Annotated in this window: 23 protein-coding genes; 14 read left to right on the forward strand and 9 right to left on the reverse strand. The window is 72.3% G+C overall.

Annotated features, from left to right (window positions below):
• Positions 1-3 precede the first annotated feature (3 nt).
• Together ACZ52C_RS23530 and ACZ52C_RS23535 are read left to right on the forward strand one after the other, a co-directional pair.
• The gene (locus tag ACZ52C_RS23530) at positions 4-552 is read left to right on the forward strand and encodes an ATP/GTP-binding protein (protein ID WP_469076586.1); all 549 of its coding nucleotides are present in this window, start codon (positions 4-6) and stop codon (positions 550-552) included.
• A 61-nt stretch (positions 553-613) separates the two neighbouring features.
• Entirely contained in the window at positions 614-1,408 is a 795-nt protein-coding gene (locus ACZ52C_RS23535; protein WP_086784533.1) for a phosphatase, read from the forward strand.
• Here ACZ52C_RS23535 and ACZ52C_RS23540 read toward each other — a convergent pair.
• The 3 genes from ACZ52C_RS23540 to ACZ52C_RS23550 all read right to left on the reverse strand — a co-directional run bounded on the left by ACZ52C_RS23540 (position 1,395) and on the right by ACZ52C_RS23550 (position 4,607).
• The gene (locus ACZ52C_RS23540) at positions 1,395-2,321 is read right to left on the reverse strand and encodes an acyl-CoA thioesterase (RefSeq protein WP_469076587.1); all 927 of its coding nucleotides are present in this window, start codon (positions 2,319-2,321) and stop codon (positions 1,395-1,397) included. The two genes, ACZ52C_RS23535 and ACZ52C_RS23540, sit on opposite strands and share 14 nt — an antisense overlap.
• 35 nt (positions 2,322-2,356) lie before the next feature.
• Complete coding sequence (locus ACZ52C_RS23545; RefSeq protein ID WP_469076588.1) at positions 2,357-3,514, reverse strand: acyl-CoA dehydrogenase family protein; 1,158 nt, start codon at positions 3,512-3,514, stop codon at positions 2,357-2,359.
• Positions 3,515-4,007: 493 nt separating this feature from the next.
• Positions 4,008-4,607: an SACE_7040 family transcriptional regulator gene (locus ACZ52C_RS23550; protein ID WP_469076589.1), complete on the reverse strand. Its 600-nt coding sequence runs from the start codon at positions 4,605-4,607 to the stop codon at positions 4,008-4,010.
• A gap of 86 nt (positions 4,608-4,693) precedes the next feature.
• Between ACZ52C_RS23550 and ACZ52C_RS23555 the strand changes: the two genes are divergently transcribed.
• Genes ACZ52C_RS23555 through ACZ52C_RS23570 form a run of 4 tightly spaced genes read left to right on the forward strand, consistent with a single transcriptional unit; the run spans position 4,694 to position 10,458 of the window.
• Positions 4,694-6,310 carry a carboxyl transferase domain-containing protein gene (locus ACZ52C_RS23555; protein ID WP_469076590.1) on the forward strand — a complete coding sequence of 539 codons (1,617 nt, stop codon included), beginning with the start codon at positions 4,694-4,696 and terminating at the stop codon, positions 6,308-6,310.
• 19 nt (positions 6,311-6,329) lie between these two features.
• A complete protein-coding gene (locus tag ACZ52C_RS23560) occupies positions 6,330-8,339 on the forward strand; it encodes an acetyl/propionyl/methylcrotonyl-CoA carboxylase subunit alpha (RefSeq protein ID WP_469076832.1) in 2,010 nt (669 codons plus the stop codon).
• Complete coding sequence (locus ACZ52C_RS23565) at positions 8,336-9,292, forward strand: hydroxymethylglutaryl-CoA lyase (protein ID WP_469076591.1); 957 nt, start codon at positions 8,336-8,338, stop codon at positions 9,290-9,292. Before ACZ52C_RS23560 ends, ACZ52C_RS23565 begins: the two co-directional genes overlap by 4 nt.
• A gap of 5 nt (positions 9,293-9,297) precedes the next feature.
• Positions 9,298-10,458, forward strand: a complete 1,161-nt coding sequence (locus ACZ52C_RS23570) for an acyl-CoA dehydrogenase family protein (protein WP_469076592.1) — start codon at positions 9,298-9,300, stop codon at positions 10,456-10,458.
• Positions 10,459-10,474: 16 nt separating this feature from the next.
• Here the strand turns inward: ACZ52C_RS23570 and ACZ52C_RS23575 are convergent, their stop codons facing one another.
• The 6 genes from ACZ52C_RS23575 to ACZ52C_RS23600 form a co-directional block, all read right to left on the reverse strand.
• Complete coding sequence (locus ACZ52C_RS23575; RefSeq protein ID WP_469076593.1) at positions 10,475-11,455, reverse strand: quinone oxidoreductase family protein; 981 nt, start codon at positions 11,453-11,455, stop codon at positions 10,475-10,477.
• A 73-nt stretch (positions 11,456-11,528) separates the two neighbouring features.
• Positions 11,529-11,945, reverse strand: a complete 417-nt coding sequence (locus ACZ52C_RS23580; protein ID WP_469076594.1) for a hypothetical protein — start codon at positions 11,943-11,945, stop codon at positions 11,529-11,531.
• Between the two features lie 17 nt (positions 11,946-11,962).
• Positions 11,963-12,667, reverse strand: coding sequence for a 3-oxoacyl-ACP reductase FabG (fabG, locus tag ACZ52C_RS23585; RefSeq protein ID WP_469076595.1), 705 nt, complete (start codon positions 12,665-12,667; stop codon positions 11,963-11,965).
• Positions 12,664-13,347: an HAD-IA family hydrolase gene (locus tag ACZ52C_RS23590; RefSeq protein WP_469076596.1), complete on the reverse strand. Its 684-nt coding sequence runs from the start codon at positions 13,345-13,347 to the stop codon at positions 12,664-12,666. Before ACZ52C_RS23590 ends, fabG begins: the two co-directional genes overlap by 4 nt.
• Entirely contained in the window at positions 13,344-14,366 is a 1,023-nt protein-coding gene (locus ACZ52C_RS23595; RefSeq protein ID WP_469076597.1) for an AfsA-related hotdog domain-containing protein, read from the reverse strand. Before ACZ52C_RS23595 ends, ACZ52C_RS23590 begins: the two co-directional genes overlap by 4 nt.
• Positions 14,367-14,411: 45 nt before the next feature.
• Positions 14,412-15,467 (reverse strand): hypothetical protein, encoded by a 1,056-nt coding sequence (locus ACZ52C_RS23600; protein ID WP_469076598.1) that lies wholly within the window; start codon positions 15,465-15,467, stop codon positions 14,412-14,414.
• Positions 15,468-15,770: 303 nt separating this feature from the next.
• Here ACZ52C_RS23600 and ACZ52C_RS23605 point away from each other — a divergent pair, with 303 nt between their 5' ends.
• The 8 genes from ACZ52C_RS23605 (at position 15,771) to ACZ52C_RS23640 (ending at position 24,488) form a co-directional block, all read left to right on the forward strand.
• A complete protein-coding gene (locus ACZ52C_RS23605; RefSeq protein ID WP_469076599.1) occupies positions 15,771-16,055 on the forward strand; it encodes an acyl carrier protein in 285 nt (94 codons plus the stop codon).
• Positions 16,048-17,271 (forward strand): beta-ketoacyl-[acyl-carrier-protein] synthase family protein, encoded by a 1,224-nt coding sequence (locus ACZ52C_RS23610; RefSeq protein ID WP_469076600.1) that lies wholly within the window; start codon positions 16,048-16,050, stop codon positions 17,269-17,271. The genes ACZ52C_RS23605 and ACZ52C_RS23610 overlap by 8 nt, the downstream gene beginning before the upstream one ends.
• The gene (locus ACZ52C_RS23615; protein WP_469076601.1) at positions 17,268-18,440 is read left to right on the forward strand and encodes a beta-ketoacyl synthase N-terminal-like domain-containing protein; all 1,173 of its coding nucleotides are present in this window, start codon (positions 17,268-17,270) and stop codon (positions 18,438-18,440) included. Before ACZ52C_RS23610 ends, ACZ52C_RS23615 begins: the two co-directional genes overlap by 4 nt.
• Positions 18,437-20,134 carry an FAD-dependent monooxygenase gene (locus ACZ52C_RS23620; protein WP_469076602.1) on the forward strand — a complete coding sequence of 566 codons (1,698 nt, stop codon included), beginning with the start codon at positions 18,437-18,439 and terminating at the stop codon, positions 20,132-20,134. The genes ACZ52C_RS23615 and ACZ52C_RS23620 overlap by 4 nt, the downstream gene beginning before the upstream one ends.
• A gap of 14 nt (positions 20,135-20,148) precedes the next feature.
• The gene (locus tag ACZ52C_RS23625) at positions 20,149-21,732 is read left to right on the forward strand and encodes an MFS transporter (RefSeq protein ID WP_468470362.1); all 1,584 of its coding nucleotides are present in this window, start codon (positions 20,149-20,151) and stop codon (positions 21,730-21,732) included.
• Positions 21,733-21,877: 145 nt separating this feature from the next.
• Positions 21,878-22,534 carry a 4'-phosphopantetheinyl transferase family protein gene (locus ACZ52C_RS23630; RefSeq protein ID WP_469076603.1) on the forward strand — a complete coding sequence of 219 codons (657 nt, stop codon included), beginning with the start codon at positions 21,878-21,880 and terminating at the stop codon, positions 22,532-22,534.
• Between the two features lie 122 nt (positions 22,535-22,656).
• Positions 22,657-23,784: a sensor histidine kinase gene (locus ACZ52C_RS23635; RefSeq protein ID WP_469076604.1), complete on the forward strand. Its 1,128-nt coding sequence runs from the start codon at positions 22,657-22,659 to the stop codon at positions 23,782-23,784.
• Positions 23,781-24,488 carry a response regulator gene (locus ACZ52C_RS23640; RefSeq protein ID WP_469076605.1) on the forward strand — a complete coding sequence of 236 codons (708 nt, stop codon included), beginning with the start codon at positions 23,781-23,783 and terminating at the stop codon, positions 24,486-24,488. The genes ACZ52C_RS23635 and ACZ52C_RS23640 overlap by 4 nt, the downstream gene beginning before the upstream one ends.
• Positions 24,489-24,647: the final 159 nt, after the last annotated feature.

The following is a 24,647-nucleotide window of genomic DNA, read 5'->3' on the forward strand; positions in this document are numbered from 1 at the left end:
GGCATGCGCAGATACGTGCTCACCGGCACCCCCGGGGCCGGCAAGACGACCATCCTGCGGGGCCTCGCCGCGCTCGGGCACACGGTGATCGAGGAGGCGGCCACCGAGGTCATCGCCCGGGCGCAGGCGCGTGGCGAGGACGAGCCGTGGACCCGGGAGTGGTTCGTCGACGAGATCGTGGAGCTGCAGAAACAGCGGCAGTTGGCGGCCTCGACCGCCGACGGCGTCCAGGTGTACGACCGTTCGCCGCTGTGCACGCTCGCGCTCGCCACCTACCAGGGGCGCCCGCCGACCCCGGCACTGACCGCCGAGGTCGAACGGGTCACCAGCCGGGCCGTGTACGAGCGGCAGGTGTTCTTCGTCCGCAACCTGGGTTTCTGCGAGCCCACCGCCGCACGCCGCATCAGTTTCCGGCAGTCGCTGGAGTTCGAGCGGATCCACGCGGACACCTATCGCGCGTTCGGCCACGAACTCGTCGAGGTGCCCGCCGGTGACCTCGCCGGGCGGATCGCCGCGATCGACGCGGTCGTCTCCGCGCGCCGGGCGGAGTGACGCAGGTCGCAGCGGGCGGGACGCTCGCGACTCGGGCAGTTGTCTGCCTCACAATGGACGCATGCCGATACCCGGGACCCCCAGCCGCGCCGAGCTCGTCGAGCACCTCGTACGGACGCGTATCGCGGGCGATGTCGCCACGCCGCGCGAGAACAACCTCTCCCACTACCGCGAACTGGCCAACGGCAACCGCCACTACTGGCTCGGCCTGGAGCTCGGGGACCGCTGGAGCGACGAGCAGGACGTGCTGGCGGTGATGGCGGAGCGCGTCGGGGTGAACGACGACCCGGGTCACCGCTACGGCCAGGACACCATCGACCCGGACCTGACGGTCGACGCACTGGAGCGCATGGCGGCCCGGCTGCGCAAGGCGGCGGAGGGCGGCCAGCGCGTCCTGTTCGCCACCGGCCACCCCGGCGGCCTGCTCCAGGTGCACCACGAGACCGCGCGGGCGCTGCGCGCGGCCGGCTGCGAGATCGTCGTCATCCCCGACGGCCTGCAGACGGAGGAGGGGTACGTCATGCAGTTCGCGGACGTCGCGGTCCTCGAACACGGCGCCACCCTGTGGCACACCCACTCCCCCGAGCCGATGCGCGCCATCCTGCGGGGCCTGGAGGGCGCCGGCCGCCCGCTGCCCGACCTGGTCGTCGCCGACCACGGCTGGGCGGGCTGCGCCGGCCAGCTCGGTATCGACTCCGTCGGGTACGCCGACTCCAACGACCCGGCGCTCTTCCTCGGCGAGTCCGAGGGCACCCTCCAGGTCGTGGTGCCCCTGGACGACCACGTGGTCAGCCCGCGCCACTACGACCCGATGTCGGCGTACCTGCTGGAGCAGGCGGGGCTCAGCGGGGCGTAGCCCCCGGCTCCGCCGGATCCGCCGGATCTTTCGGCCGCTCCCTCGGGACGCGCACCACGCCCTCCTGGATCACGGAGATCGCGAGGCGGCCGTCCCGGGTGTAGATCCGGCCCTGGCCGAGGCCCCGGCCGGCCGCCGCCGACGGTGACTCCTGGTCGTACAGGAGCCATTCGTCGGCGCGGAAGGGCCGGTGGAACCACATGGCGTGGTCGAGGGAGGCCCCGACGACGTCGCCGACGGCCCAGCCGCCGCGTCCGTGCGCGAGCAGGATGGAGTCGAGGAGCGTCATGTCGGAGACGTAGGTGGCGAGGACGACGTGCAGCAGCGGGTCGTCGGCGGCACCGTCGAGCTTGCCGTCGGCGCGGAACCAGACCTGGGAGTGGGGTTCGCGGGGCTCGCCGTAGCGGCCGTAGGGCGGATCCTCGACGTAGCGCAGGTCGACGGCGGCCCGGGACTCCAGCATCTTCTCCACCACGGCCGGGTCGAGGTCGTACGCCGGGAGGCGTTCCTCGGCGGTGGGGAGGGTCTCCGGGTCGGGCGCGGCGGGCATCGGGGCCTGGTGGTCGAGGCCGTCCTCGTACCGCTGGAAGGACGCGGAGAGGGCGAAGATCGGCTGGCCGTGCTGGACGGCGACGACGCGGCGCGCGGTGAAGGAGCGGCCGTCGTTCATGCGCTCCACGGTGTAGACGATGGGCGCGCCGGCGTCGCCGATGCGCAGGAAGTACGCGTGGAGGGAGTGCGGGAGCCGGTCGGCGGGGACCGTTCGCCCGGCGGCGACGAGCGCCTGGGCCGCGACCTGCCCGCCGAAGACCCGGGGGACGATGGCGGGCCGGGACTGGCCGCGGAAGATGTTCTCCTCGATCTGCTCCAGGTCGAGCAGATCGAGGAGAGACTGCAGTGCGGGCTGACTCATGGGGTCAGTTGTACTGTGCAGCGGTTTCCGGTGCCTTACAGACCCATGTCCTTGGCGATGATCGTCTTCATGATCTCGCTGGTGCCGCCGTAGATGCGGTTGACGCGGTTGTCCGCGTACAGGCGGGCGATCGGGTACTCGTTCATGAAGCCGTAGCCGCCGTGCAGCTGGAGGCAGCGGTCGATGACGCGGTGGGCGACCTCGGTGGTGAACAGCTTGGCGGAGGCGGCCTCGGCGGCGGTCAGCTCGCCCGCGTCCAGCCCCTCGGTGGCGCGGTCCACGACGGCCTCGGCGGCGTCGACCTCGGCCTGGCAGGCGGCCAGCTCGAACTTGGTGTTCTGGAAGGCGGCGACGGGCTGGCCGAAGACGACGCGCTCCTGCACGTACTGCTTGGCGAACCGGATGGCGGCCTTGGCCTGCGCGTAGGCGCCGTAGGCGATGCCCCAGCGCTCGGAGGCGAGGTTGTGGCCGAGGTAGTAGAAGCCCTTGTTCTCCTCGCCGAGGAGGTCCTCGACGGGCACCTTGACGTCGACGAACGCCAGCTCGGCGGTGTCGGAGGTCTTCAGGCCGAGCTTGTCGAGCTTGCGGCCGACCGAGTAGCCCTCGGCCTTGGTGTCCACGACGAACAGGGAGATGCCGTGGCGGCGGTCCTCCTTGGTCGGGGCGGCGGTGCGGGCGCAGACGATCATGCGGTCGGCGTGGACGCCGCCGGTGATGAAGGTCTTGGCGCCGTTGAGGACGTAGTGCGTGCCGTCCTCGGAGAGCTTGGCGGTGGTGCGCATGCCCGCGAGGTCGGAGCCGGTGCCCGGCTCGGTCATCGCGATGGCCCACATCTCCTCGCCGGAGACGAACTTCGGCAGGAAGCGCTTCTTCTGCTCGTCGGTGGCGAGCAGCTTGATGTAGGGCAGGCCGAGCAGGACGTGCACGCCGGAGCCGCCGAAGGTGATGCCCGCGCGGGCGGTCTCCTCGTACAGGACGGCCTCGAACTTGTAGGAGTCGATGCCGGCGCCGCCGTACTCCTCGTCGACGCGGATGCCGAAGACACCCAGCTCGGCGAGCTTGTAGTAGAACTCGCGCGGCGCCTGGCCCGCGGCGAGCCACTCGTCGTACACCGGCACGACCTCGGCCTCGATGAAGGCACGGAGGGTCTCCCGGAACGCCTCGTGATCCTCGTTGAACACCGTACGGCGCACCGCCGGCCCCTCTCTGCGCCTAAACCGGCGCCGCTCTCGCGTACCTGGTTGCTCGCCGTCGGGGTTCCTCAAGGGATGGTTGCGATTCCATCGACCTGATGGTGCGGAAGCACCGACACGGCTAAGCGCTTGCTCAGACAACCGTACCGGCGGGTAGCGAAGCCCGTCCAGACCCCTCCCCCCGTAACGCTCGTCACTCCCGCGCAGCAGCGGCCCCGGCCTCGGCCGGACCGGCCGGTTCCGGGGTGCCGGGGTCGGTCGGTCGCCGCGGGGTCCGCCGAACTCCTCGATCAGCGACGGCCGGACCCGTCCGCCCCTCGAACGACGCCGATCCGGAGCCCGTCCCCGCCCGAGCGGTCCGCATGCCGCCCACGGCTCGCTCCCCGACCCGACGGGCGAGCCGATCGGCAACCCGATCGGCCGAGACGCGGCGGACGGCGCCGCCTCCGCTCCCCGCCCCCACGGACAGCCGCCTCACCCTGACAGAAGGCGCTCAGTCGGCGGAGGCCGCCGCCCCGAAGGCCCCCCGCGCCATCCGGTGCAGCAGGGCGGCGGTGGCCGTCCGGCCCGGGAGGGGGCCGGGGCGGCCGAGGTGCGGGGTGGAGTTCAGCAGGCCGAAGACCGAGTGGACGGCGGAGCGGGCGGCGGGCTCCGCGAGGTCCGGGTGGACCTCACGCAGCACCTGCACCCACAGCTCGACGTACTGGCGCTGGAGCTGGCGCACCAGCTTGCGGTCGCTGTCGCGGAGGCGGTCCAGCTCACGGTCGTGCAGGGTGATCAGGGGGCGGTCGTCCAGGGCGAAGTCGATGTGCCCCTCGATGAGCGAGTCGAGGACCGCCTCGGCCGGACCCCCGTCGGCCTCCGCCAGCCGCCGCTTGGCGCCCGTCAGGAGCTGCCCGCTGATGCCGACCAGCAGCTCGGCGAGCATCGCGTCCTTGCCGGCGAAGTGCCGGTAGAGACCGGGGCCGCTGATCCCCACGGCGGCGCCTATCTCGTCGACACCGACGCCGTGGAAGCCGCGCTCGGCGAAGAGCCGTGCGGCCTCCTTGAGGATCTGCTCGCGACGGGTGGGGGCGTCGGTTCTGGTGGTCATGAGAACAATTCTAGACAGGGAGGTTAGCGGTCGTTAACCTGGAGGAAATGCGTTAACGCTCATTAACAAGGTGAGGGGTTCGCAGGATGCACGAGGCACCGGAGCTTCACAGCGCGGCCGACCCCGCGTCGGAAGCCTGGCGGGCCAACGAGGAGGCCCACCGCGCGCTGGTGGACGAGCTGCGCGGCAAGCTCGCCTCCGCCCGGCTCGGCGGCGGCGAGAAGGCGCGCGCCCGGCACACCGCCCGCGGCAAGCTGCTGCCGCGCGACCGGGTCGACACCCTCCTCGACCCCGGCTCCCCCTTCCTGGAGCTGGCCCCGCTGGCGGCCGACGGGATGTACGAGGGACAGGCACCGGCGGCGGGGGTGATCGCCGGGATCGGCCGGGTCGCCGGGCGCGAGTGCGTCGTCGTCGCCAACGACGCCACCGTCAAGGGCGGCACCTACTACCCGATGACGGTGAAGAAGCACCTGCGCGCCCAGGAGGTGGCCCTGGAGAACCGGCTGCCCTGTCTCTACCTCGTCGACTCCGGCGGCGCCTTCCTGCCGATGCAGGACGAGGTCTTCCCCGACCGAGAGCACTTCGGCCGGATCTTCTACAACCAGGCGCGGATGTCGGGGGCCGGCATCCCGCAGATCGCCGCCGTGCTCGGCTCGTGCACGGCGGGCGGCGCGTACGTCCCGGCGATGAGCGACGAGGCCGTGATCGTCCGCAACCAGGGGACGATCTTCCTCGGCGGCCCGCCGCTGGTGAAGGCCGCCACCGGTGAGGTCGTCACCGCCGAGGAACTGGGCGGCGGCGAGGTGCACTCCCGGATCTCGGGCGTCACCGACCACCTCGCCGAGAGCGACGCCCACGCCCTGCGCATCGTGCGGACCATCGTCTCCACCCTGCCCGCCCGGGGCCCGCTGCCCTGGTCGGTCGAGCCGGCCGTCGAGCCCAAGGTCGACCCGTACACGCTGTACGGCGCGGTGCCGGTCGACTCGCGCACCCCGTACGACGTGCGGGAGGTCATCGCGCGCGTGGTCGACGGTTCCCGCTTCGCCGAGTTCAAGGCGGAGTTCGGGCAGACCCTCGTCACCGGCTTCGCCCGGATCCACGGGCACCCGGTCGGGATCGTCGCCAACAACGGCATCCTGTTCTCCGAGTCCGCCCAGAAGGGCGCCCACTTCATCGAGCTGTGCGACCAGCGCGGCATCCCGCTGGTCTTCCTCCAGAACATCTCCGGCTTCATGGTCGGCCGGGACTACGAGGCCGGGGGCATCGCCAAGCACGGCGCCAAGATGGTGACGGCCGTGGCCTGCACCCGCGTCCCCAAGCTGACGGTGGTCGTCGGCGGCTCGTACGGCGCGGGCAACTACTCGATGTGCGGCCGGGCGTACTCGCCGCGCTTCCTGTGGATGTGGCCGAACGCCAAGATCTCGGTGATGGGCGGTGAGCAGGCCGCGTCCGTCCTCGCGACCGTGAAGCGGGACCAGTTGGAGGCACGCGGCGAGGAGTGGCCGGCGGCGGACGAGGAGTCCTTCAAGGACCCGATCCGCGCCCAGTACGAGCGCCAGGGCAACGCGTACTACGCCACCGCCCGGCTCTGGGACGACGGGGTCATCGACCCCCTCGACACCCGGCAGGTCCTCGGCCTGGCCCTGACCGCCTGTGCCAACGCGCCCCTGGGTGACCCCCAGTTCGGCGTCTTCCGGATGTGAGGGGGAGCTGACAGTGAGCATGTTCGACACGGTCCTCGTGGCCAACCGGGGCGAGATCGCCGTCCGCGTCATCCGCACCCTGCGATCGCTGGGCGTTCGCTCCGTCGCCGTGTACTCCGACGCGGACGCCGACGCCCGGCACGTCCGGGAGGCCGACACGGCCGTACGGATCGGCCCGGCACCGGCGGCGGAGAGCTATCTGTCGGTGGAGCGGCTGCTGGAGGCCGCCGCCCGCACCGGCGCCCAGGCGGTGCACCCGGGGTACGGCTTCCTCGCGGAGAACGCCGTCTTCGCGCGGGCGTGCGCCGACGCGGGCCTCGTCTTCATCGGCCCGCCCGCCGACGCCATCTCCCTGATGGGCGACAAGATCCGCGCCAAGGAGACGGTCCGGGCGGCCGGGGTGCCGGTGGTGCCCGGCTCCAGCGGCAGCGGTCTGACGGACGGCCAACTCGCCGACGCCGCGCGGGAGATCGGCATGCCGGTGCTGCTGAAGCCCAGCGCGGGCGGCGGCGGCAAGGGCATGCGGCTGGTCCGAGACGCGGCCGTGCTGGCCGACGAGATCGCCGCCGCCCGGCGCGAGGCCCGCGCCTCCTTCGGCGACGACACCCTCCTCGTGGAGCGGTGGATCGACCGCCCCCGGCACATCGAGATCCAGGTCCTCGCCGACGGCCACGGCAATGTGGTCCACCTCGGCGAGCGCGAGTGCTCCCTCCAGCGCCGCCACCAGAAGATCATCGAGGAGGCACCGAGCGTCCTGCTCGACGAGGCGACCCGGGCGGCGATGGGCGAGGCGGCCGTGCAGGCGGCCCGCTCCTGCGGCTACTCCGGCGCGGGCACGGTCGAGTTCATCGTCCCCGGCGGCGACCCGTCCTCGTACTACTTCATGGAGATGAACACCCGCCTCCAGGTCGAGCACCCGGTGACCGAGCTGGTCACCGGAGTCGACCTGGTGGAGTGGCAGCTGCGGGTCGCGGCGGGCGAGCGGCTGGCCTTCGGGCAGGAGGACGTGCGGCTGACGGGGCACGCGGTGGAGGCCCGCCTGTGCGCCGAGGACCCCGCGCGCGGCTTCCTCCCCTCCGGCGGCACGATCCTGCGGCTGCGCGAGCCCCAGGGCGACGGCGTCCGCACGGACTCGGGTCTCAGTGAGGGCACGGAGGTCGGCTCGCTGTACGACCCGATGCTCTCCAAGGTCATCGCGTACGGCCCCGACCGGGCCACCGCCCTGCGCCGGCTCAGGGCGGCCCTCGCGGAGACGGTCACCCTGGGCGTCCAGACGAACGCCGGGTTCCTGCGCCGGCTGCTGGCCCACCCGGCGGTGGTGGCGGGCGAGCTGGACACGGGGCTGGTGGAGCGCGAGGTGGACGGGCTGGTGCCGGACGAGGTGCCGGTGGAGGTCCTCGCGGCGGCGGCGCTGCTGCGTCAGGCCGCGCTGACCCCGGCCGACGCCGACGGCACGGGCTGGACCGATCCGTTCGACGCCGCGCCCGGCTGGCGGCTGGGCGGCGAGCGCGCGTGGACGGCGCACCATCTGCGGCTGCCGGGCCTGGAGCCGGTGACCGTGCGGGTGCGCCGCACGGCGGACGGCGCGACCGAGGTGCTGCCGGACGGCGCCGACACCCCCCTGCGGGGCGCGCTCCCGGGCCCCGGAGGCGAGGGCCGGCTCACGTTCCACCTCGACGGCGTCACCCACACCTTCGACCACGCCGCCGAATGGCTGGGCCGCGACGGCGACGCCTGGCACGTGCGCGACCACGACCCCGTGGCGGCGTCCCTGAGCCGCTCCGCGCACGCCGGCGCCGACTCGCTCACCGCCCCCATGCCGGGCACCGTCACCGTGGTGAAGGTGGCCGTCGGGGACGTGGTGACCGCCGGGCAGAGCCTGCTGGTGGTGGAGGCGATGAAGATGGAGCACGTGGTCTCCGCGCCGCACGCCGGGACGGTCGCCGAGCTGGACGTCACCCCGGGCACGACGGTCGCCATGGACCAGGTCCTCGCGGTCGTCGCACCCCACGAGGAGGTCGAGCGATGACCCTGCCCATGGCGGTCCCCGAGCCCGGTCTGCCGGCCCGCGTCCGGATCCACGAGGTCGGTGCCCGGGACGGCCTGCAGAACGAGAAGTCGACCGTGCCCACCGAGGTGAAGGCGGAGTTCGTCCGCCGCCTGGCCGACGCCGGGCTCACGACGATCGAGGCCACCAGCTTCGTCCACCCGAAGTGGGTGCCCCAACTGGCCGACGCGGAGGCCCTGTTCCCCCTGGTGAGCGAGCTGCCGGTGGCCCTCCCCGTCCTCGTCCCCAACGAGCGCGGCCTCGACCGCGCCCTCGCCCTCGGCGCCCGCCGGATCGCCGTCTTCGCCAGCGCCACCGAGTCCTTCGCCAGGGCCAACCTCAACCGCACGGTCGACGAGGCGCTGGCGATGTTCGCCCCGGTCGTCGGCCGGGCGAAGGCCGAGGGCGCGCACGTCCGCGGCTATCTGTCCATGTGCTTCGGCGACCCCTGGGAGGGCGCGGTCCCGATCCCCCAGGTCACCAAGGTCTGCCACGCCCTGCTCGACATGGGCTGCGACGAACTCAGCCTCGGCGACACCATCGGGGTGGCGACCCCGGGGCACGTCCGGGCGCTGCTGACCGCACTCACCGAGGACGTCCCCGTCGGGAAGCTCGGCGTGCACTTCCACGACACCTACGGCCAGGCCCTCGCCAACACCTACGCGGCGCTCCAGCACGGCGTCACCACCGTGGACGCCTCCGCGGGCGGCCTCGGCGGCTGCCCGTACGCGAAGTCCGCCACCGGGAACCTCGCCACCGAAGACCTCGTGTGGATGCTGCGCGGACTCGGCATCGACACCGGCGTCGACCTCGGCCGCCTCGTCGCCACCAGCGCGTGGATGGCCGACCACCTGGGCCGACCCAGCCCGTCCCGCACCGTACGAGCCCTGTCCCACGAGGACGACGAGGGCCACGAGGACCTGAAGGAGCAGTGACCTCCATGAACCACCGTCTCTCCCCCGAGCTGGAAGAACTCCGCCGTACGGTGGAGGAGTTCGCGCACGACGTCGTCGCGCCCAAGATCGGCGACTTCTACGAGCGGCACGAGTTCCCGTACGAGATCGTGCGCGAGATGGGCCGCATGGGGCTGTTCGGGCTGCCGTTCCCCGAGGAGTACGGCGGCATGGGCGGCGACTATCTGGCGCTGGGCATCGCGCTGGAGGAACTGGCCCGGGTGGACTCGTCCGTGGCCATCACGCTCGAAGCCGGGGTCTCCCTGGGCGCGATGCCGATCCATCTCTTCGGCACCGAGGCCCAGAAGGCGGAATGGCTGCCGCGTCTCTGCTCGGGCGAGATGCTCGGCGCGTTCGGCCTCACGGAGCCCGACGGCGGCTCGGACGCGGGCGCGACCAGGACGACGGCCCGCCTGGACGAGTCGACGAACGAATGGGTCATCAACGGCAGCAAGTGCTTCATCACCAACTCGGGCACCGACATCACGGGCCTGGTCACGGTGACGGCGGTGACCGGGCGCACCCCTGAGGGCAAGCCGCTGATCTCGTCGATCATCGTCCCGTCGGGCACCCCCGGCTTCACGGTCGCGGCGCCCTACTCCAAGGTCGGCTGGAACGCCTCCGACACCCGTGAGCTGTCGTTCTCCGACGTACGGGTCCCGGCGGAGAACCTCCTCGGCGAACTCGGCCGTGGCTACGCCCAGTTCCTGCGCATCCTCGACGAGGGCCGCATCGCCATCTCGGCCCTCGCCACCGGCCTCGCCCAGGGCTGCGTGGACGAGTCGGTGAAGTACGCGAAGGAACGTCACGCCTTCGGTCGGCCTATCGGCGCCAACCAGGCCATCCAGTTCAAGATCGCCGACATGGAGATGAAGGCGCACACGGCCCGCCTCGCCTGGCGCGACGCCGCCTACCGCCTGGTCTCCGGCGAACCCTTCAAGAAGGAGGCGGCGCTGGCGAAGCTGTACTCGTCGACGATCGCCGTGGACAACGCCCGCGACGCCACCCAGATCCACGGCGGCTACGGCTTCATGAACGAGTACCCCGTGGCCCGTATGTGGCGCGACTCGAAGATCCTGGAGATCGGCGAGGGCACGAGCGAGGTCCAGCGGATGCTGATCGCGCGGGAGTTGGGGCTCACGGGCTGAACCTTCGCGGTCCCGGTCACGGTACGAGGACCACGCGGCCCGACGCCCGGCGCTCTTCCAGGAGTTCGTGGGCGCGGGCGGCCTCGTCGAGGGGGACCCGGGCATGGATCACCGGGCGGAGGGTGCCCTCGGTGAGCCAGCGCAGCAGGTCGCTCACCGTGCGGCGGGCCAGGTCGGGGCGGCCCTTGACGAAGACGGGCATGCTGAAGCCGGTGATCTGACGCATGCCCAGCAGGTCCAGAACGGGGATGTCGGGCTGTTGGGTGTCGCCGCCGGAGCCGCCGAAGAACACCAGGCGGCCGAAGGGTGCCAGCAGAGCGGTGTCGGTGACGAGTTGCTTGCCACCGACCCCGTCCAGGATCACGTCCACGCCGTCGCCCCCGGCCGCCTCGGCGACCCGCTCCGGCCAGTCGGAGGCCGTGTAGTCGACGGCCGCGTCCGCGCCGAGCGAGCGGACGAAGTCCAGCCTGGGCGGGGAGCCCGCGGTGGCGAGTACCCGCCCGGCACCCAGCAGACGCGCCGCCTGGACGGCGAGGTGACCGATCGCACCGGCCCCGGCGTGCACGAGTACGGTCTCGCCGGGCGCGAGCCGGGCGGTGTGCAGCAGGTTCACGGCGACCCGGCCCGTGGCGCCGAGGACCGTCGCCTCCGCCGGGTCGATCCCGTCCGGGACCGGGACGACACGGGCCGCCGGAGCGGCCACGTACTCGGCGTAGGCGTTCGGCGCGTTCCACACCGTGACCCGGGTGCCGGGCGTGACCGTGTCCACGCCCGTGCCGACCGCGACGACGGTGCCGCACACATCGGCCGAGGGACAGTACGGCAGGGGCGGAGCGCCGAGCGGGAACGTGCCGCGCCGGCGCTGTACGTCGGCGTGGTCGACGCCGATGGCCTCGGACCGTACGAGCACGTCGCCCGGCCCGCAGACGGGCGGGGGCGCCTCCTCGCTCCGCAGGACGTCGGGCGGACCGTATGTGTGATGGCGGACGATGCGCATGCTGTTCCCCTTCGACTGGTCGTTGCACCCGCTGGTCGGTCGTCGATCTCGGCACCGGGATCCCGGCCGCTGTTCAGCCCGTGGCGTCCTTCCCCGCCGTCAGGTCCCGCAGGGTCGCGCACAGGTCCCACAGGTCGGTGTGCAGGACGTGCTGGGGGCACAGGGCGAGTTCGATGCCACCGATGGCCGGGTGGGTGAAGAGCAGATCGGTGTCCGTCTCCCTCAGCCGGACCCCGTGCGGCCGTAGCCACGCCGTGTGGAGTTCCCGGGCGACCTTCCGCAGCCGGGCGCGCTTGCCCGTGGCCGCGGCGCCCCGGTCGCCGGCCAGGCGGCGGGCCGCCTGGCAGTGCGGACCGCCGCACACCGCGGCCTCGGGGTCGGGCGCCAGCGGCGTCCACCGGTCGAGGATCGCCATGTCCTCACGGGTCAGCTCGCTGCGCGGGGTGCAGTCGATGACGACGGGGCGCCCCTCCCCGTCCGCTCGTGCCACGTCCGACCGACGCAGGGTCAGTGACCCATGCCGATGCCGCCGCTGACCGGCACCACGGCGCCGGTGACGAAGGACGCCGCGTCACCGGCCAGGAACCGTACGACGGCGGCGACCTCCTCGGCCGTGCCGGTGCGCCGGAGCGGGGTGTCGGCGATCAGGTCGGCGCGCCGTTTGTCGGTGACGTGCTCGATCATGTCTGTCTCGATCAGCCCGGGAGCGACGACGTTGGCGGTGATGTTACGGCCGCCGAACTCCCAGGCCAGCGAACGGGCGAGACCCACCAGAGCGCTCTTGGAGGCCGCGTAGTTGGTCTGGCCCGGCGAGCCGAGGGTGCCCATCACCGAGGACATGAAGACCAGTCGGCCCCACCGCTTGCGGAGCATGCCGCCGGTGGCGTGCCTGGCCAGTCGGAAGGCACCCATGACGTTGGTGTCGAGGACGTCGTGGAAGTCGGTCTCGCTCATGCGCGGCAGCAGTCCGTCCCGGGTGATGCCCGCGTTGGCCACCAGGATCTCGACGGGGCCGTACTGCGCCTCGGTCTCGGCCACGGCCCGCTGGACGGAGGCGTCGTCGGTGACGTCGCAGGCGACGCCGAAGAGACCGGCCGGGGGTTCGCCGGTGCGATAGGTGACCGCCACCTTGTCCCCGGCCTCGGCGAACGCGCGGGCGACGGCGAGGCCGATGCCGCGGTTGCCTCCGCTGATCAGTACGGTCCGGCTCATATCGCGTTCCTCTCGGGGATGGGCGTGGTGGGCCCGGACGGCGCGAGTCCGCAGGCCTGTCGCACCGTGTGGATGGCGTCCTCCGTGTCGGTGAAATGCAGTCCGCGCCAGCCGGCCCGCTCGGCGCCCGCGCAGTTCTCCGCGAGGTCGTCGGCGAGCAGGCTGGCTTCCGCGGGGACGCCGGAGCGGCGCACCGCGAGGTCGAAGATCTCCTGGTCCGGCTTGCGGCACCCGGCCTCGAAGGACATCACCAGGTCGTCGAAGTTCTCCGGCGGCACCATCAGCCGCCAGTACGGGTCCCAGCCCGGCGGCATGTTGGACAACAGTCCGACGAAGACCCCGGCCGCGCGCAGCCGACGCAGCTCGTCGATCCAGGGCCGGTTGACCCGGCGGTCCGCGAACCACCGCTCGGCGAAACCGGACAGGTCGGCCCGGACGCCGAACTCGTCGTGGAGGGCGGCCTCGACCAGCCGCCCCCACTCCTCCTCGGTCGCGAGGGGGGTGTCGAGGACCTCCATGGCCCCGGCGCCGTACACCCGGCCGACCGCACGCATCGCGGTGTGCAGCATCCGGGGTTCCAGGCCGACCGGCCGGCAGAAGGACTCGACGGCCCAGGACAGCGGCGGGGTGAGCACCCCCCGGAAGTCCGTCCAGACCGCACGTACGACGGCGCGCGTCACCGGTCGTCCCCCCGCGACGCCTCCGCTCGCCCGGGGGTGTCCGGCTCCTCGTACAGCCACACCGAGGCGGTGGCCACCGTGCGGCCCGACTGTTCGAAGGTGACGTCGACGGGGTCGTCGTCGCCGGTCGGCATCAGGGCACTCACCACGACGGGCGCGTCCAGCTCGGCGAAGCGCAGGAACGCGGCGGACACCCCGAGCACATGGGTGCGGCGCAGCTGCCGGCCGCGCCAGTAGGCGGAGAGCAGGCCGAGCTGGCGGGCCCCCTCCAGGAGGGTCATCGCCGGGTAGTGGTCGTACTCGTGGTCGAAGAGGCTGCGGTTGTCGAAGTCGGGTGCCAGCTGGGCGGTCAGCCGTCTGTCGGCGAAGGCGGGCGAGGCCAGCACGACGTTGCTCCGCGTGGTCCGGCCGACCTGTTCGGGGGCGAGCAGCGTGGTGCGGTCGGGGCGCGACACCTCGCGGGTCGAGGGGGCGACGCCACCGCGCTGGTACTCGCGCAGCGCCGCGTACTCGGCCTTCGTCATGGCGCTGACCTGCATGCCGGAGACGCCGACCGGGCGGCCGTTGAAGGTCAGTTCCTGGGCGACGCCGACCTTGCGGGCACGGTCCGCCTTCATCCGTACCGTGGGGTACTCGGTGAGCAGCCGGAGTTCGCCGGGGTCGTCGCCGGTGCGCAGTGCCTCGGCGTCGTCCAGGCGCACGTACACCTCGTTGACGAGGAACGCGGTGTCCATGGGTATGTCGAGGAAGGTGTGCGCGGCGCACACCGCGGCCTGGCGGCATGCCTCCAGGACCAGGAGGACATCGGTGACGGCGGGGCTCTGGACATGGTCGTTGTAGTAGCTGTGGGACAGCGGGGTCTGGGCACCGGCGAGGTAGACGGAGTCACCGACCTGTCGGGCGTCGGTGACGAACACCTCGGCGACCGCGGTGCGGTGGACCAGCCGCCGGTCGACCGTACGGGCGAAGGTGATGTGCAGGGCGGGTTCAGCGGACGAGGCCAGAGTGGTCTCGGACATGTAGGGGTTCTCTCTCCGTGCTCCGTGGGAAGGGCACCGTGACGTTCACCGCCGTACGCGCAGGGCGAGCGTCGCCGCGAGGGCGCCGGCCGCCAGGAGCGCGCCGGTGACCGTGAGGGTGAGGGCGTCCGGGTGGATGAGTGACTGGCCGCGCAGGGCCTGCCAGGTGACGATGGCGAGCAGGCCCGCCCAGCCCGCGCCGACGACGAGGACGAGGCGAGCGGCGGTGTGTTCGTCGGCGAGGCGGGAGCCGGGGCGACGGCGGCCGAGGTGGGCGACGGCCAGGGCGGCCAACGGCACCACCTGGAGCGCGTGGATGCCGACGAAGTGCGGGATGCGCAGATCGCCGCCCTCGGTGCTCCAGTTGGTCAGCGGCATGCCGGGACCGCCGTCCGCGACACCGACGTTGTGGGCGCCGACGAGGGTGGGCAGTCCCTCCTCCACGGCCCGGGCCTGCTCCGGCGTCGGGTTGTTCATCAGCATGCCGAGTGCCATGCCGATCACGGCGAGGACGAGGCCCAGCCGTATCCCGTAGCGCAGCGGCAGGGAGTGGGCACGGTCGCGCAGGACCAGGATCGCGGCGACGAGGTTGGACGTCCACAGCACGATCACGGCGACCGTCATGCTGTTCATGAAGGTCGTGTCGACGTCGGTCGTCATGTTGAAGTGGCTGTACGTGCCGCGCCATGCCTGTACGCCGATGATCACCATCTCGGCGAGGGAGCTGAGCGCGATCAGGGTACCGGCCCACCACGCGGTGCGCGGGAACCGCCGGATGCGTGGGATCAGCCAGGCGAGGGTGGCGCCGTACACGGCGAGGGAGAAGGCGAAGTGCAGGGGCTTGAGCCAGATCGGCGCTCCGGCCAGCATCCGGTCGTCGACGGCCAGACCGACCAGCGTGGCGAGACTGAGGACGCCCATCGCGAGCGAGAAGACCGCGAGCGGCCGGTGCACCCCGGCCCACCCGGCGGTACCGACGGCAGGCCTCTTCCCCTCGCCTTTCCCGGTGTTGCTCTCCCGGTCCGCGCCGGGCGAGGTCTTCGGATCCGCGCCGTCCGTTCTCTCGGGTATCGCGGGATCCGCTCCAGTGCTTTCACTCATCGCTGAGGGCATGGAATTCCCTTTCCTTGCCATGCCGGACCGGGGCGTTTTCGGACTTCAGCTTGGGTGCATCCCGAAGTGCTCCTCAACGTCCGTACCACCAACGGGTACGTTCACTGCCTCGAAAGTGACATACGGGGGGCACCTCCGGTCACCCGGGCTTCCCCCATCGACACACACCCCCTGCCACCTGCGATTCGACAGGCCACGCCTTGGGGGCAAGGCGCTTCTCCAGGGCACGCGGTCCTGCCAGATTCGTCCTCATGGCCGGTCTCGGCCGCCGCTTCAGGAGGGGAATTCAGCATGTCGAACAACACTGTCGCGCTGTCGTCCGACCAGATTCTCGCTCGGATTCAGGTCATCGTCGCCGAGGAACTGGAACTCGAAGGGGAAGCCACGGAGATCGATCCCACGGCCCATTTCGTCGACGACTTCGACGCCGACTCCCTCGCGTTGATACAGATACTGGCCCGTATAGACAAGGAACTCGGCATATCCGTGCCCGTCGAGGGCGCCGAGAACCTCACCGACCTGGGAACGCTCGCCACCCATGTCAGCGAGCTGGCCTCGGGGGCGAAGGGTGCCTGAGTCCGCCACGCGTCGCGTGGTGGTGACCGGACTCGGCGCGGTGAGCAGCCTCGGCCAGAGCGCCGGGGCCCTCGCCGCCGCCGTCCGGGAAGGCCGCAGCGGCATCTCCCCCATCCGTTCCTTCGACACCACCGGCTTCCCGAACGTGATGGCCGGTGAGGTGCACGACTTCGAACCCCGTCGGACGCTGCGGGTCCTCGACACCGCGCACTGGGGCCGCTCCAGCCTGCTCGCGGCCGCCGCGGCGGTCCAGGCCGTCCAGGACGCCGGGCTCGACCGCGCGGAGCTGGCCCGGGCCCGTTCCGGCTCCGCCATGGGTACCACCAGCGGGGAGGCACCGGCCGTCGACCAGCTCACCCGGGAGTGGGTGGACGGCGGTCTGAAGAGTCTGTCGGCACAGCTGGTCACCCAGGTGCCGGCCGGGCGGATCGCGGCGGCCGTCAACACCGAACTCGGCCTGACGGGCGAGGCGCAGACCATCCCGACCGCCTGCTCGGCCAGCAACTACGCGATCGGCTACGCGGCGGACCTGGTACGCACCGGCGAGGCCGACTACATGCTCGCCGGCGGCGCCGACTCGGTGAACCGCTACACGCACGCGGGCTTCCTGCGGCTCGGCGCGCTCGCCGAGGAGGTCTGCCGACCCTTCGACCAGGATCGCACCGGCATCCTCACCGCCGAGGGCGGCGTGGCGCTGCTGCTCGAACCGCTGGAGCGGGCCCGGGCGCGCGGCGCGACCGTCTACGCCGAGGTGCTCGGCTATGGCCTGAGCTGCGACGCCAAGCACATGGTGCACCCGGACTCCGGGAGCATCGCGGACTGCATCCGCCGGGCGCACCACAACGCGGGCATCACCCCGGACCAGGTCGACTACATCTGCGCCCACGGCACGGGCACGCCCACCAACGACGTCACCGAGGTCGCGGCGATCCGCGAGGCGTTCGGCGACCGGCTGCCCCCCGTCAGCTCCGTGAAGTCGATGCTCGGTCACACCATGGGCGCGGCCAGCGGCTTCGGCGCGCTGCTGTGCTGCAAGGCCATCCAGGAGGGCTTCCTGCCGCCGACGGCGAACCTCCGCGAGACGGACGCCGCGCTCGGCCCCGGCCTGGACCCGGTGCCGAACCGGGCCCGCCCGGCCGAGGTGCGCATCGCCCAGAACCACGGCTTCGCCTTCGGCGGCAACAACGCCATCACCGTCCTCGGGAAGGTGTCATGACCGCCACCCTCACCACTCCGGCCGCGGAAGCGGCCGTCGAACTCCCCCGGGTGCGCCCGCTCGCGGTCACCGCGGTCGGTGTCGTCTCCCCGGCCGGCGTCGGCCTCGACGCGCTCGCCGAGGCGCTTCGCGGCGACCGTACGCCCTGCTCCGACGCGGCACAGCTGCCGCTCGGCGACGCCGACGCGGACGGGCTGCCCGAGGCGGTACGGATCGTGCCCGACTTCCGGATCGCCGACCACGTGGGCCGCAAGGGCACCCGTCACCTGGACCGGACGACCGCGCTCGGGCTCGCCGCCACCGCCGTCCTGCGTTCCGCCGCGGGTGTGGCCGACGGCGACCCCGAGTGGGCCGCGACCGGGGTGGTGCTCGGCAGCACCTCGGGCAGCGTCCGCAGCAGCAGCGAGTTCGCCCGGGACACCCATGTGCAGGAACGGCCGTATCTGGTCAACGCGGCCAGGTTCCCGAACACGGTGATGAACTCCGTGACCGGGCAGGCCGCGATCTGGCACGGGCTGCGCGGCATCAACGCCACACTGTCGGGCGGTACGACGGCCTCGCTGGCCGCCTTCCGGTACGCGCGCAACGCCCTCGCCCAGGGGCACGCGCGGCGGTTGCTGGTCGGCGGAGTCGAGGAGTTGTGCCCTCAGACCGCGTGGGCGTGGGTGGCGACCGGCGCGCTCGCCCCGGAGGTGCCGATCGGCGAGGGCTGCGCGCTGTTCGCCGTGGAGGACGCCGAGCGGGCTCGGGCGACGGGCACGCCCGTACTCGCCGAGGTGCTGGCCTGCGAGACCTCGTTCGCGCCGGTGGGGCAGCGGCCGGGGCTGTCCGGCGGGCTGGCCGAGTGTGCGACCCGGGCGCTGGCCCGCGGCGGGGTCGACGCCTCGGAGGTTTCTCTCGTCGCCCCCGGCGGCACCGGGCTGACCGTGCTGGAGGGCGCGGAGCGGCGGGCGCTCACACGGGTGCTGGCCGGCCGCGCGGTCGAGCAGGTCCGGGTCAAGGACGTCACCGGCGAGGCCTACAGCGCCGACGGCGCCCTGCAGTTGGCGGCGGTGCTGGCGCACTGGCGCGACACCCCGGCCGACAGCCGCCGGGTCGCCCTGGTCACGGGGCTGGGGCACGACGGCAACGTCGGCTGCCTCGTCGTCCGCGAGGGGGACGGGCTGTGACCGCCGCGAGGGGCGGCGTCGGCGTGCTCGTCGTCGGCGCCGGACCGGTGGGGCTGACCGTCGCGACCGGACTGTTACGGCAGGGGATCGCCGTACGGCTCGTGGATCAGGCCGAGCGGCCCAACCCGCATGCCAAGGCGATCACCCTGTGGCCGCGCGCGCTGGAGGCCCTGCACCGGCTCGGCGCGGCCGACGGGATCCTCGGCCGGGGGCATGTGCTGACCGCGCAGAACTACCACTCCGGTGGCCGACGCGTCGCCCGGCTCACCTTCCGCCGGGTCACCGACACCCGGTTCCCGTTCGCGGTGTCGCTGCCCCAGCAGGAGACCGAGGAGGTTCTGCGCGAGCGCTTCGAGGCGCTGGGCGGGAAGACCGAGTTCGGGGTCCGGCTGGCCGCGCTGCGGCAGGACGCCGACGGCGTCACGGCCGAATTGGCCGACGGGGACGGCACGTCGACCGTGCACGCGGACTGGCTGATCGGCGCGGACGGCGCCCACAGCACGGTACGGACCGCCATCGGCACCGGTTACGAGGGCGAGACGTATCCCCAGCAGTTCCTGCTCTCCGACGGGCCCTGCGACACCCCGCTCGCGCCGGACGAGGCCCACTACTTCATGACCGCCAAGGGTGTGCTCGTCGTGGTGGGGCTGCCCGGCGGGAAGTTCCGGGTGTTCACCAGCATGGCGCCCGGCGCCCCGGCCCCCGAGGACGTGCGGGCCGAGGTGCAGCGGGCGGCGTCCGAGCGCTGCCCGGTGCCCATCACGCTGACCGGGGAGCAGCGCACGGGTGTGTTCCGGGTGCACCGCAAGGTCGCCGACCGGTTCCGGGACCGCCGGGTACTGCTGGTCGGGGACGCCGCGCACATCCACAGCCCGGCCGGCGGCCAGGGCCTCAACACCGGCATCGAGGACGCGGCCACCCTGGCCTGGCGGCTCGGGTCGGTGGTGCGCGGCGAGGCGACGGAGGCGTTCCTGGACCGCTGGGAGACCGAACGGCGAGCGGTGGCCCGGGGTGTCCTCGACGACACCGACCTGCAGACCCGCCTGTGGATGCTGCGGGGCTGGAAACGCTCCGCCCGCGACACGGCCCTGCGGCTCGGTGAGCGCTCCGGTGTCCTGGACCGGGTCGTCACGCCCCGGCAGACCCAGCTGTCGCTCGTCCACGCCGGTCCCCGCCGCACGGTCGGCCGCCTGCGTGAGGGCGCCCGCCTGCCGGACGTACGGCTGTCGGCGGCGGGCCGCGGGGTGACCGCGGCGGACACACCGGTGGTCGACGCCGTGGGCGTGGCCGCCCTGCGGTTGCACGATCTGCTCGCTGCCGACCGCCCCCTGCTGCTCGTCCTCGCCGCCGACCACCGTGACGCCTCCCGTACGCCGTCGGCCGTGGAGACCGCTGCCGCCCTAACCGGCCTCGGTCACCGCACGGTGGTCGTCACGGCGGACCCGGCGGCCGTGACGCCCTCCCCGACGCCGGGCGGCGACGCCGGCTCCCCCGTCCCGGACCGACCCGGTGTCCTGGCCGACCCCTCCGGCGCCCTGCACGCCGCGCTCAGGTTGCGCGGCCCCGCCGTATGTCTCGTCCGGCCCGACGCGGTGGTGGCCGCGGTGGGCCGGCCGGGCGAACTGCGGCTGGTCCGTGCGCTGTCGGGCGCCCTCATCAAGCCCCCGCACCCCGTACCGCAACCGCTCGACTGAAGGAGCTCTGTCCCATGTCCACCCCCGACGCCCGGCCCACGGCCGGAAATCGTCCGGGGCTCACACTCCTCGTGGTGTGCCTCGGTGTACTGATCGTCCCCCTCGGAGTCAGCGGCACCCCCGTCGCGCTGCCCGACATCGGCCGGGAACTCGGCGGCGACCTGGCCTCCCTGCAATGGGTGGTCAACGCCTACAACGTGATGGCCGCCAGCCTGATGATGGTGGCGGGCTCGCTCGCCGACCTGCTGGGCCGGAAGAAGATGTTCGCCTTCGGTGCCGGTCTGTACGCCGCGTCCCTGGTCGCCACGGTGCTGGCGCCCAGCGTGCTCGTGGTCGACATCGCCCGTGGCGTCGCCGGTGTGGCCGCCGCCGCGCTGATGACGTCCGCGACGGCGATCGTGGCCACCACGTTCGACGGAGCCGCCCGGGCCAAGGCCTTCGCCGTGGCCGGTATGACTCTCGGCGCCGGGCTGGCGCTCGGCCCCACGACCAGCGGTCTGCTGGTGGGCGCCCTCGGCTGGGAATCGGTGTTCTACGCTCATCTCGCGCTGGTGGTGCTGTCGATGCTGGGGCTGCCGTTCCTCAGCGAATCCCGCAACCCGGACGCCGCCGGCATCGACTGGCCCGGCACGATCACCTTCTCCCTGGCGCTGGTGCTGTTCACCCTCGGCATCATCCAGGGCCCGCAGGACGGCTGGACCAGTGGCACCGTGCTCGGTCTGTTCGCGGGCTCGCTGGTGCTGGTGGCGCTGTTCGCCGTGGTGGAACGGCGGCACAAGGCCCCGATGTTCGACCTGTCGCTGTTCAAGGAACGCCGCTTCCTGGGCGTGAACCTGCTCAATGTGGCCTTCTCGTTCGGCTTCATCGGCCTGCTGCTGGTCCTGCCCGCGTTCCTGATCGGCGCGAACGGCGCGAGCAGCCAGGAGGCCGGCCTGATCATGCTGCTGCTGACCGGACCGGTGCTGTTCTGCCCGCTGATCGCGGGCAAGCTGGTCGCGGGCGGCGTCCAGATGCGGGTGGTGCTCGGCGCGGGTCTGCTGCTGATCGCCGCCGGGTGTGCGTGGCTGACCGTCGTCCACCCCGACATCGGCGTACTGGGGCTCGCGGGTCCGCTGGTCGTCGCCGGTGTCGGTGTCGGCCTGATCATGGGTGTTCTCGACGGGGCCGCGGTGAGCACCGTTCCGCCGGAGCGGGCGGGCATGGCGGCCGGCATGTTCAACACCATCCGGCTGGCCAGCGAGGCGATCGCGGCCGTGGTCATGGTCGCCGCCCTGGCCTCCATGGTCCGCTCCCGTATCGCCGACGGCCTCGACCGGTACGTCGACGGCGGCGTGTCGGCCGGTTCGGCCGCCGACCAGGTGGCCAGCGGTGACGCCCCGAGCCTGGCCGCCGACGCGCCCGCGGCGCTGCGCGACGAGTTCCTGGACTTCCTGTCCCAGGGCCACACCGACGCCCTCCGGATCGTCCTGTGGGCCTCCGCCGCCCTGTGCGCCCTGACCGCGGCCGTGATCCACTTCATGCTCGCCGAGGGCCCGGCCACCGCACCGGCGTCCGAGCCCGCGTCCGAGCCCCGCGAACGAACCCTCGTGGACGACTGACCGCCCCCTCCCCGCCGGTTCCCTGGTGCGCCCCCTTCGCATCAGGGAACCGACAGGCGTCGTACCCGGCTGCCCTCGGTCGCCCACCGGCCTCGTCCCGGCTCAGCACCGCTCCCGAGCCCCCGAAGACCCCAGGAGCTCACAGATGCTCGCCCCCTACTCGGTCGACGTATGGCTGATCCCGCTGGACGCCCTGGCCCCCGGCGCGCACGAACCCCGGGCGCGTGAACTGTCCCCGTACGAACAGGAACGCCTGCGCCGGCTGGGTGAGCGCAGCGCGACGGCCCGGCACCGCTACCTCGCCTCGCATCTGGCCGCCCGCGACATCGTGGCCGGCTACCTGGGCTGCGACCCCGGCGAACTCACACATGTCCGTAACGCCCAGCACGGCAGGCCGGGTTACATCCGCGGCTGGTGCCCGGCCCCGTCCGTGAGCCTCTCCCGCTCCGCGGGCGTGGCGCTGCTCGCCGTACGCCGTCCCGGTGCCACGGTCGGCGTGGACGTGGAGCGGATCAGACAGGGCGTCGACTGGTCCCGCGTACTGGGCCGCCCGCAGTTGGGCAACAGCGCGGGTTTCCAGGCCTGGACGAGGCTGGAGGCGTCGGTGAAGGCCTCGGGACTCGGCCTGTCGGCGGCCTCGGGCAAGGACCTCTCCTCCTGGCCGACGGTTCCGCTGAGACTGCCCCATCCCTTCCACGACTACGCCGCCGCGGTCGCCACGGATCTGACCTCCCACACCCGGGCGGTGATACGTCTGCGCCACTACACGGCGACGGCGCACGGCGCTCCGGCATCCCGGTAGCGCTGAAGTCGGACGCGCCGGCACCGAATGCTAATTGGCTGTTACGACTTGGAATTCCTTCGATCGCAAACTGGCCGGTTGGTTAAACTCCCTGAACACCCCAGGGGGAGGGATTCCGGACTGTGTTACAGCGCGAGCAGGACGAGTTCAGAAGGTTGGCGGCCCGGCATCTGGAGACGAGGCTGTCAGCGGGCAAGGACGAGATCATCTGCCGCTTCCAGGAGGCGCTGGACGGCGCTTGCAGCCCGCTGGTGTCCACCGACGCGCTGTGGCAGGAAGCCAAGAACCACGCCCGGCTGGTGTTGGAGGAGTGCTGCGCCTCCCTGCGCGGCGACGCGGACCAGGCGGCGCTCGGCGCCAACGTCGCGCTCAGTCTCTCGGTCGGACTGAGCACCCGGGGAATCCTGCAGACCGTGCACCCGGCCGACACACTGCGCTCCTCCGGTCTGTTGTTCCAGATCATCCTGCAGTACGTGGTGACGGCCGCCGCCGACCTGCCCGCCGAGCAGTCCTCGGAGTGCCTCGGCCGGGCCGTGTCGGCGCTCAACCACAGCCTGTCGACGTGTCTTCAGGTCTCGGCCGCCGGCTACGACGCGTACTTGCTGAACAAGGTGGAGGAGAACGGGAGCGCCCACCGCATGCGGCTGGGTCGTGACCTCCACGACCACTTGGGCAACAGCCTCGCCATGGCGCACCGTTATCTCGATCTGCACGAGCAGGCGGTGGAGAGGGAGCAGCCGGCCGAGCAGCGCGAGCGCTTCCTGAAGCACGTCCGGGGCGCCCTGGACGAGGCCGCCGGCTACACCCGCGGCCTCATCTCCGAGCTGCGTGCGGACACCGGCCGACAGCGCCTGGCCCGGACTCTGCGGGAGTACGGCGAACAGCATCAGGCGCCGGGGGTGGAACTGCACGTCGAGGTCAACGGCGACGAGTCCTGGCTGCCCGGACAACACGCCGAGGAACTGTTTCTGATCCTGCGTGAGTTCCTGCGCAACTCCCTCGAGCACGCACGGCCGCACAGTGTGGCCCTGAAGGTGGACGTGGCCCCGCACCGGGTGGACTGTTTCGCGCACGACGACGGGGACGGCTTCGTGCCGTGCGCGGTGACCGGCCGGGGCACCGGGCTGCAGGCGATGCGGGAGCGCGCGCTGGCCCTGGGCGGGAACTTCGCGCTGACGAGTACGCCCGGAGTGGGCACCGGTATGCGGATGTCGCTGCCACTGCCGACCGCGAAGCCGGGCACGAAGTGACCCTTCCGACAGCGCGGTGGCGGATCGTGATCGCCGACGACCACACCCTGCTGCGCGAGGCCCTCGCCGAACTCATCCAGGGCATGGGGGACTTCGACGTGGTCGCCACGGTCGGCGACGCCCCCGGCATGGTGGCGGCGGCCGGCGAACACCGGCCCGATGTGGTGCTGATGGACATCGAGATGCCGGGCAACGAGGATCCCGGGCGCACGGTCCGAGCGGTGCAGGCGGCGTCCCCGGAGTCCAAGATCATGGTGTTGACCATGCACGACGACAAGCGGCTGCTGCAGGCCCTGCTGCCGCTCGGCATCCGCGGCTATCTGCACAAGACGGCCTCGCATCGTTCGCTGACCGCCGCCCTGCGCGACGCCTGCACCCAGGACGGCCTGACCGTGTCGCTGCCGGCGCCGTCGCGTACCGCGCCCCCACCGGAGCGCACCGCCGTGCGCGAGCCCCTGAGCCCCCGCGAGCTGGAGGTGATCACACTCGTCGCCGCCGGGCTGAGCAACCGCCGTACGGCCACCCGACTCGGCCTGACGGAGGGGACGGTGAAGCGGCACATGCGCAACATTTTCGCCAAGCTCGGCGCGACCTCCCGGGTGGACGCGGCGAACAAGGCGGTCGCCGCCGGCCTCATCCCGGCCCCCACGACGCCTCCGCCGGCCGCCCGGGCCTGGGACAAGTCAGATCCCCATCGCCCTTGATATTCACGCCAGTTGGGCGACCAGCGGCAGAGATGACCACCTACCCAGGACACCCACCTTCGATTCACAGGCAACTCAAAGGTTAGGGCTGGGGGCTGCCAGGGCATTCCACCACCTGGAACCACCCGCTGGACAAGCGGTGAGGTTAGGCTAACCTAC

Source organism: Streptomyces sp. NPDC034049 (assembly GCF_055575575.1).

Excerpts from the sequence above, each read along its gene's own strand:
- ACZ52C_RS23600 (WP_469076598.1), bottom strand. The coding sequence starts at position 15,467 with ATGAGTGAAAGCACTGGAGCGGATCCCGCGATACCCGAGAGAACGGAC.
- ACZ52C_RS23605 (WP_469076599.1), top strand. The coding sequence starts at position 15,771 with ATGTCGAACAACACTGTCGCGCTGTCGTCCGACCAGATTCTCGCTCGG.
- fabG (WP_469076595.1), bottom strand. The coding sequence starts at position 12,667 with ATGAGCCGGACCGTACTGATCAGCGGAGGCAACCGCGGCATCGGCCTC.
- ACZ52C_RS23565 (WP_469076591.1), top strand. The coding sequence starts at position 8,336 with ATGACCCTGCCCATGGCGGTCCCCGAGCCCGGTCTGCCGGCCCGCGTC.
- ACZ52C_RS23625 (WP_468470362.1), top strand. The coding sequence starts at position 20,149 with ATGTCCACCCCCGACGCCCGGCCCACGGCCGGAAATCGTCCGGGGCTC.
- ACZ52C_RS23630 (WP_469076603.1), top strand. The coding sequence starts at position 21,878 with ATGCTCGCCCCCTACTCGGTCGACGTATGGCTGATCCCGCTGGACGCC.
- ACZ52C_RS23530 (WP_469076586.1), top strand. The coding sequence starts at position 4 with ATGCGCAGATACGTGCTCACCGGCACCCCCGGGGCCGGCAAGACGACC.
- ACZ52C_RS23570 (WP_469076592.1), top strand. The coding sequence starts at position 9,298 with ATGAACCACCGTCTCTCCCCCGAGCTGGAAGAACTCCGCCGTACGGTG.
- ACZ52C_RS23540 (WP_469076587.1), bottom strand. The coding sequence starts at position 2,321 with ATGAGTCAGCCCGCACTGCAGTCTCTCCTCGATCTGCTCGACCTGGAG.
- ACZ52C_RS23550 (WP_469076589.1), bottom strand. The coding sequence starts at position 4,607 with ATGACCACCAGAACCGACGCCCCCACCCGTCGCGAGCAGATCCTCAAG.
- ACZ52C_RS23555 (WP_469076590.1), top strand. The coding sequence starts at position 4,694 with ATGCACGAGGCACCGGAGCTTCACAGCGCGGCCGACCCCGCGTCGGAA.
- ACZ52C_RS23595 (WP_469076597.1), bottom strand. The coding sequence starts at position 14,366 with ATGTCCGAGACCACTCTGGCCTCGTCCGCTGAACCCGCCCTGCACATC.
- ACZ52C_RS23535 (WP_086784533.1), top strand. The coding sequence starts at position 614 with ATGCCGATACCCGGGACCCCCAGCCGCGCCGAGCTCGTCGAGCACCTC.
- ACZ52C_RS23575 (WP_469076593.1), bottom strand. The coding sequence starts at position 11,455 with ATGCGCATCGTCCGCCATCACACATACGGTCCGCCCGACGTCCTGCGG.
- ACZ52C_RS23560 (WP_469076832.1), top strand. The coding sequence starts at position 6,330 with ATGTTCGACACGGTCCTCGTGGCCAACCGGGGCGAGATCGCCGTCCGC.
- ACZ52C_RS23615 (WP_469076601.1), top strand. The coding sequence starts at position 17,268 with ATGACCGCCACCCTCACCACTCCGGCCGCGGAAGCGGCCGTCGAACTC.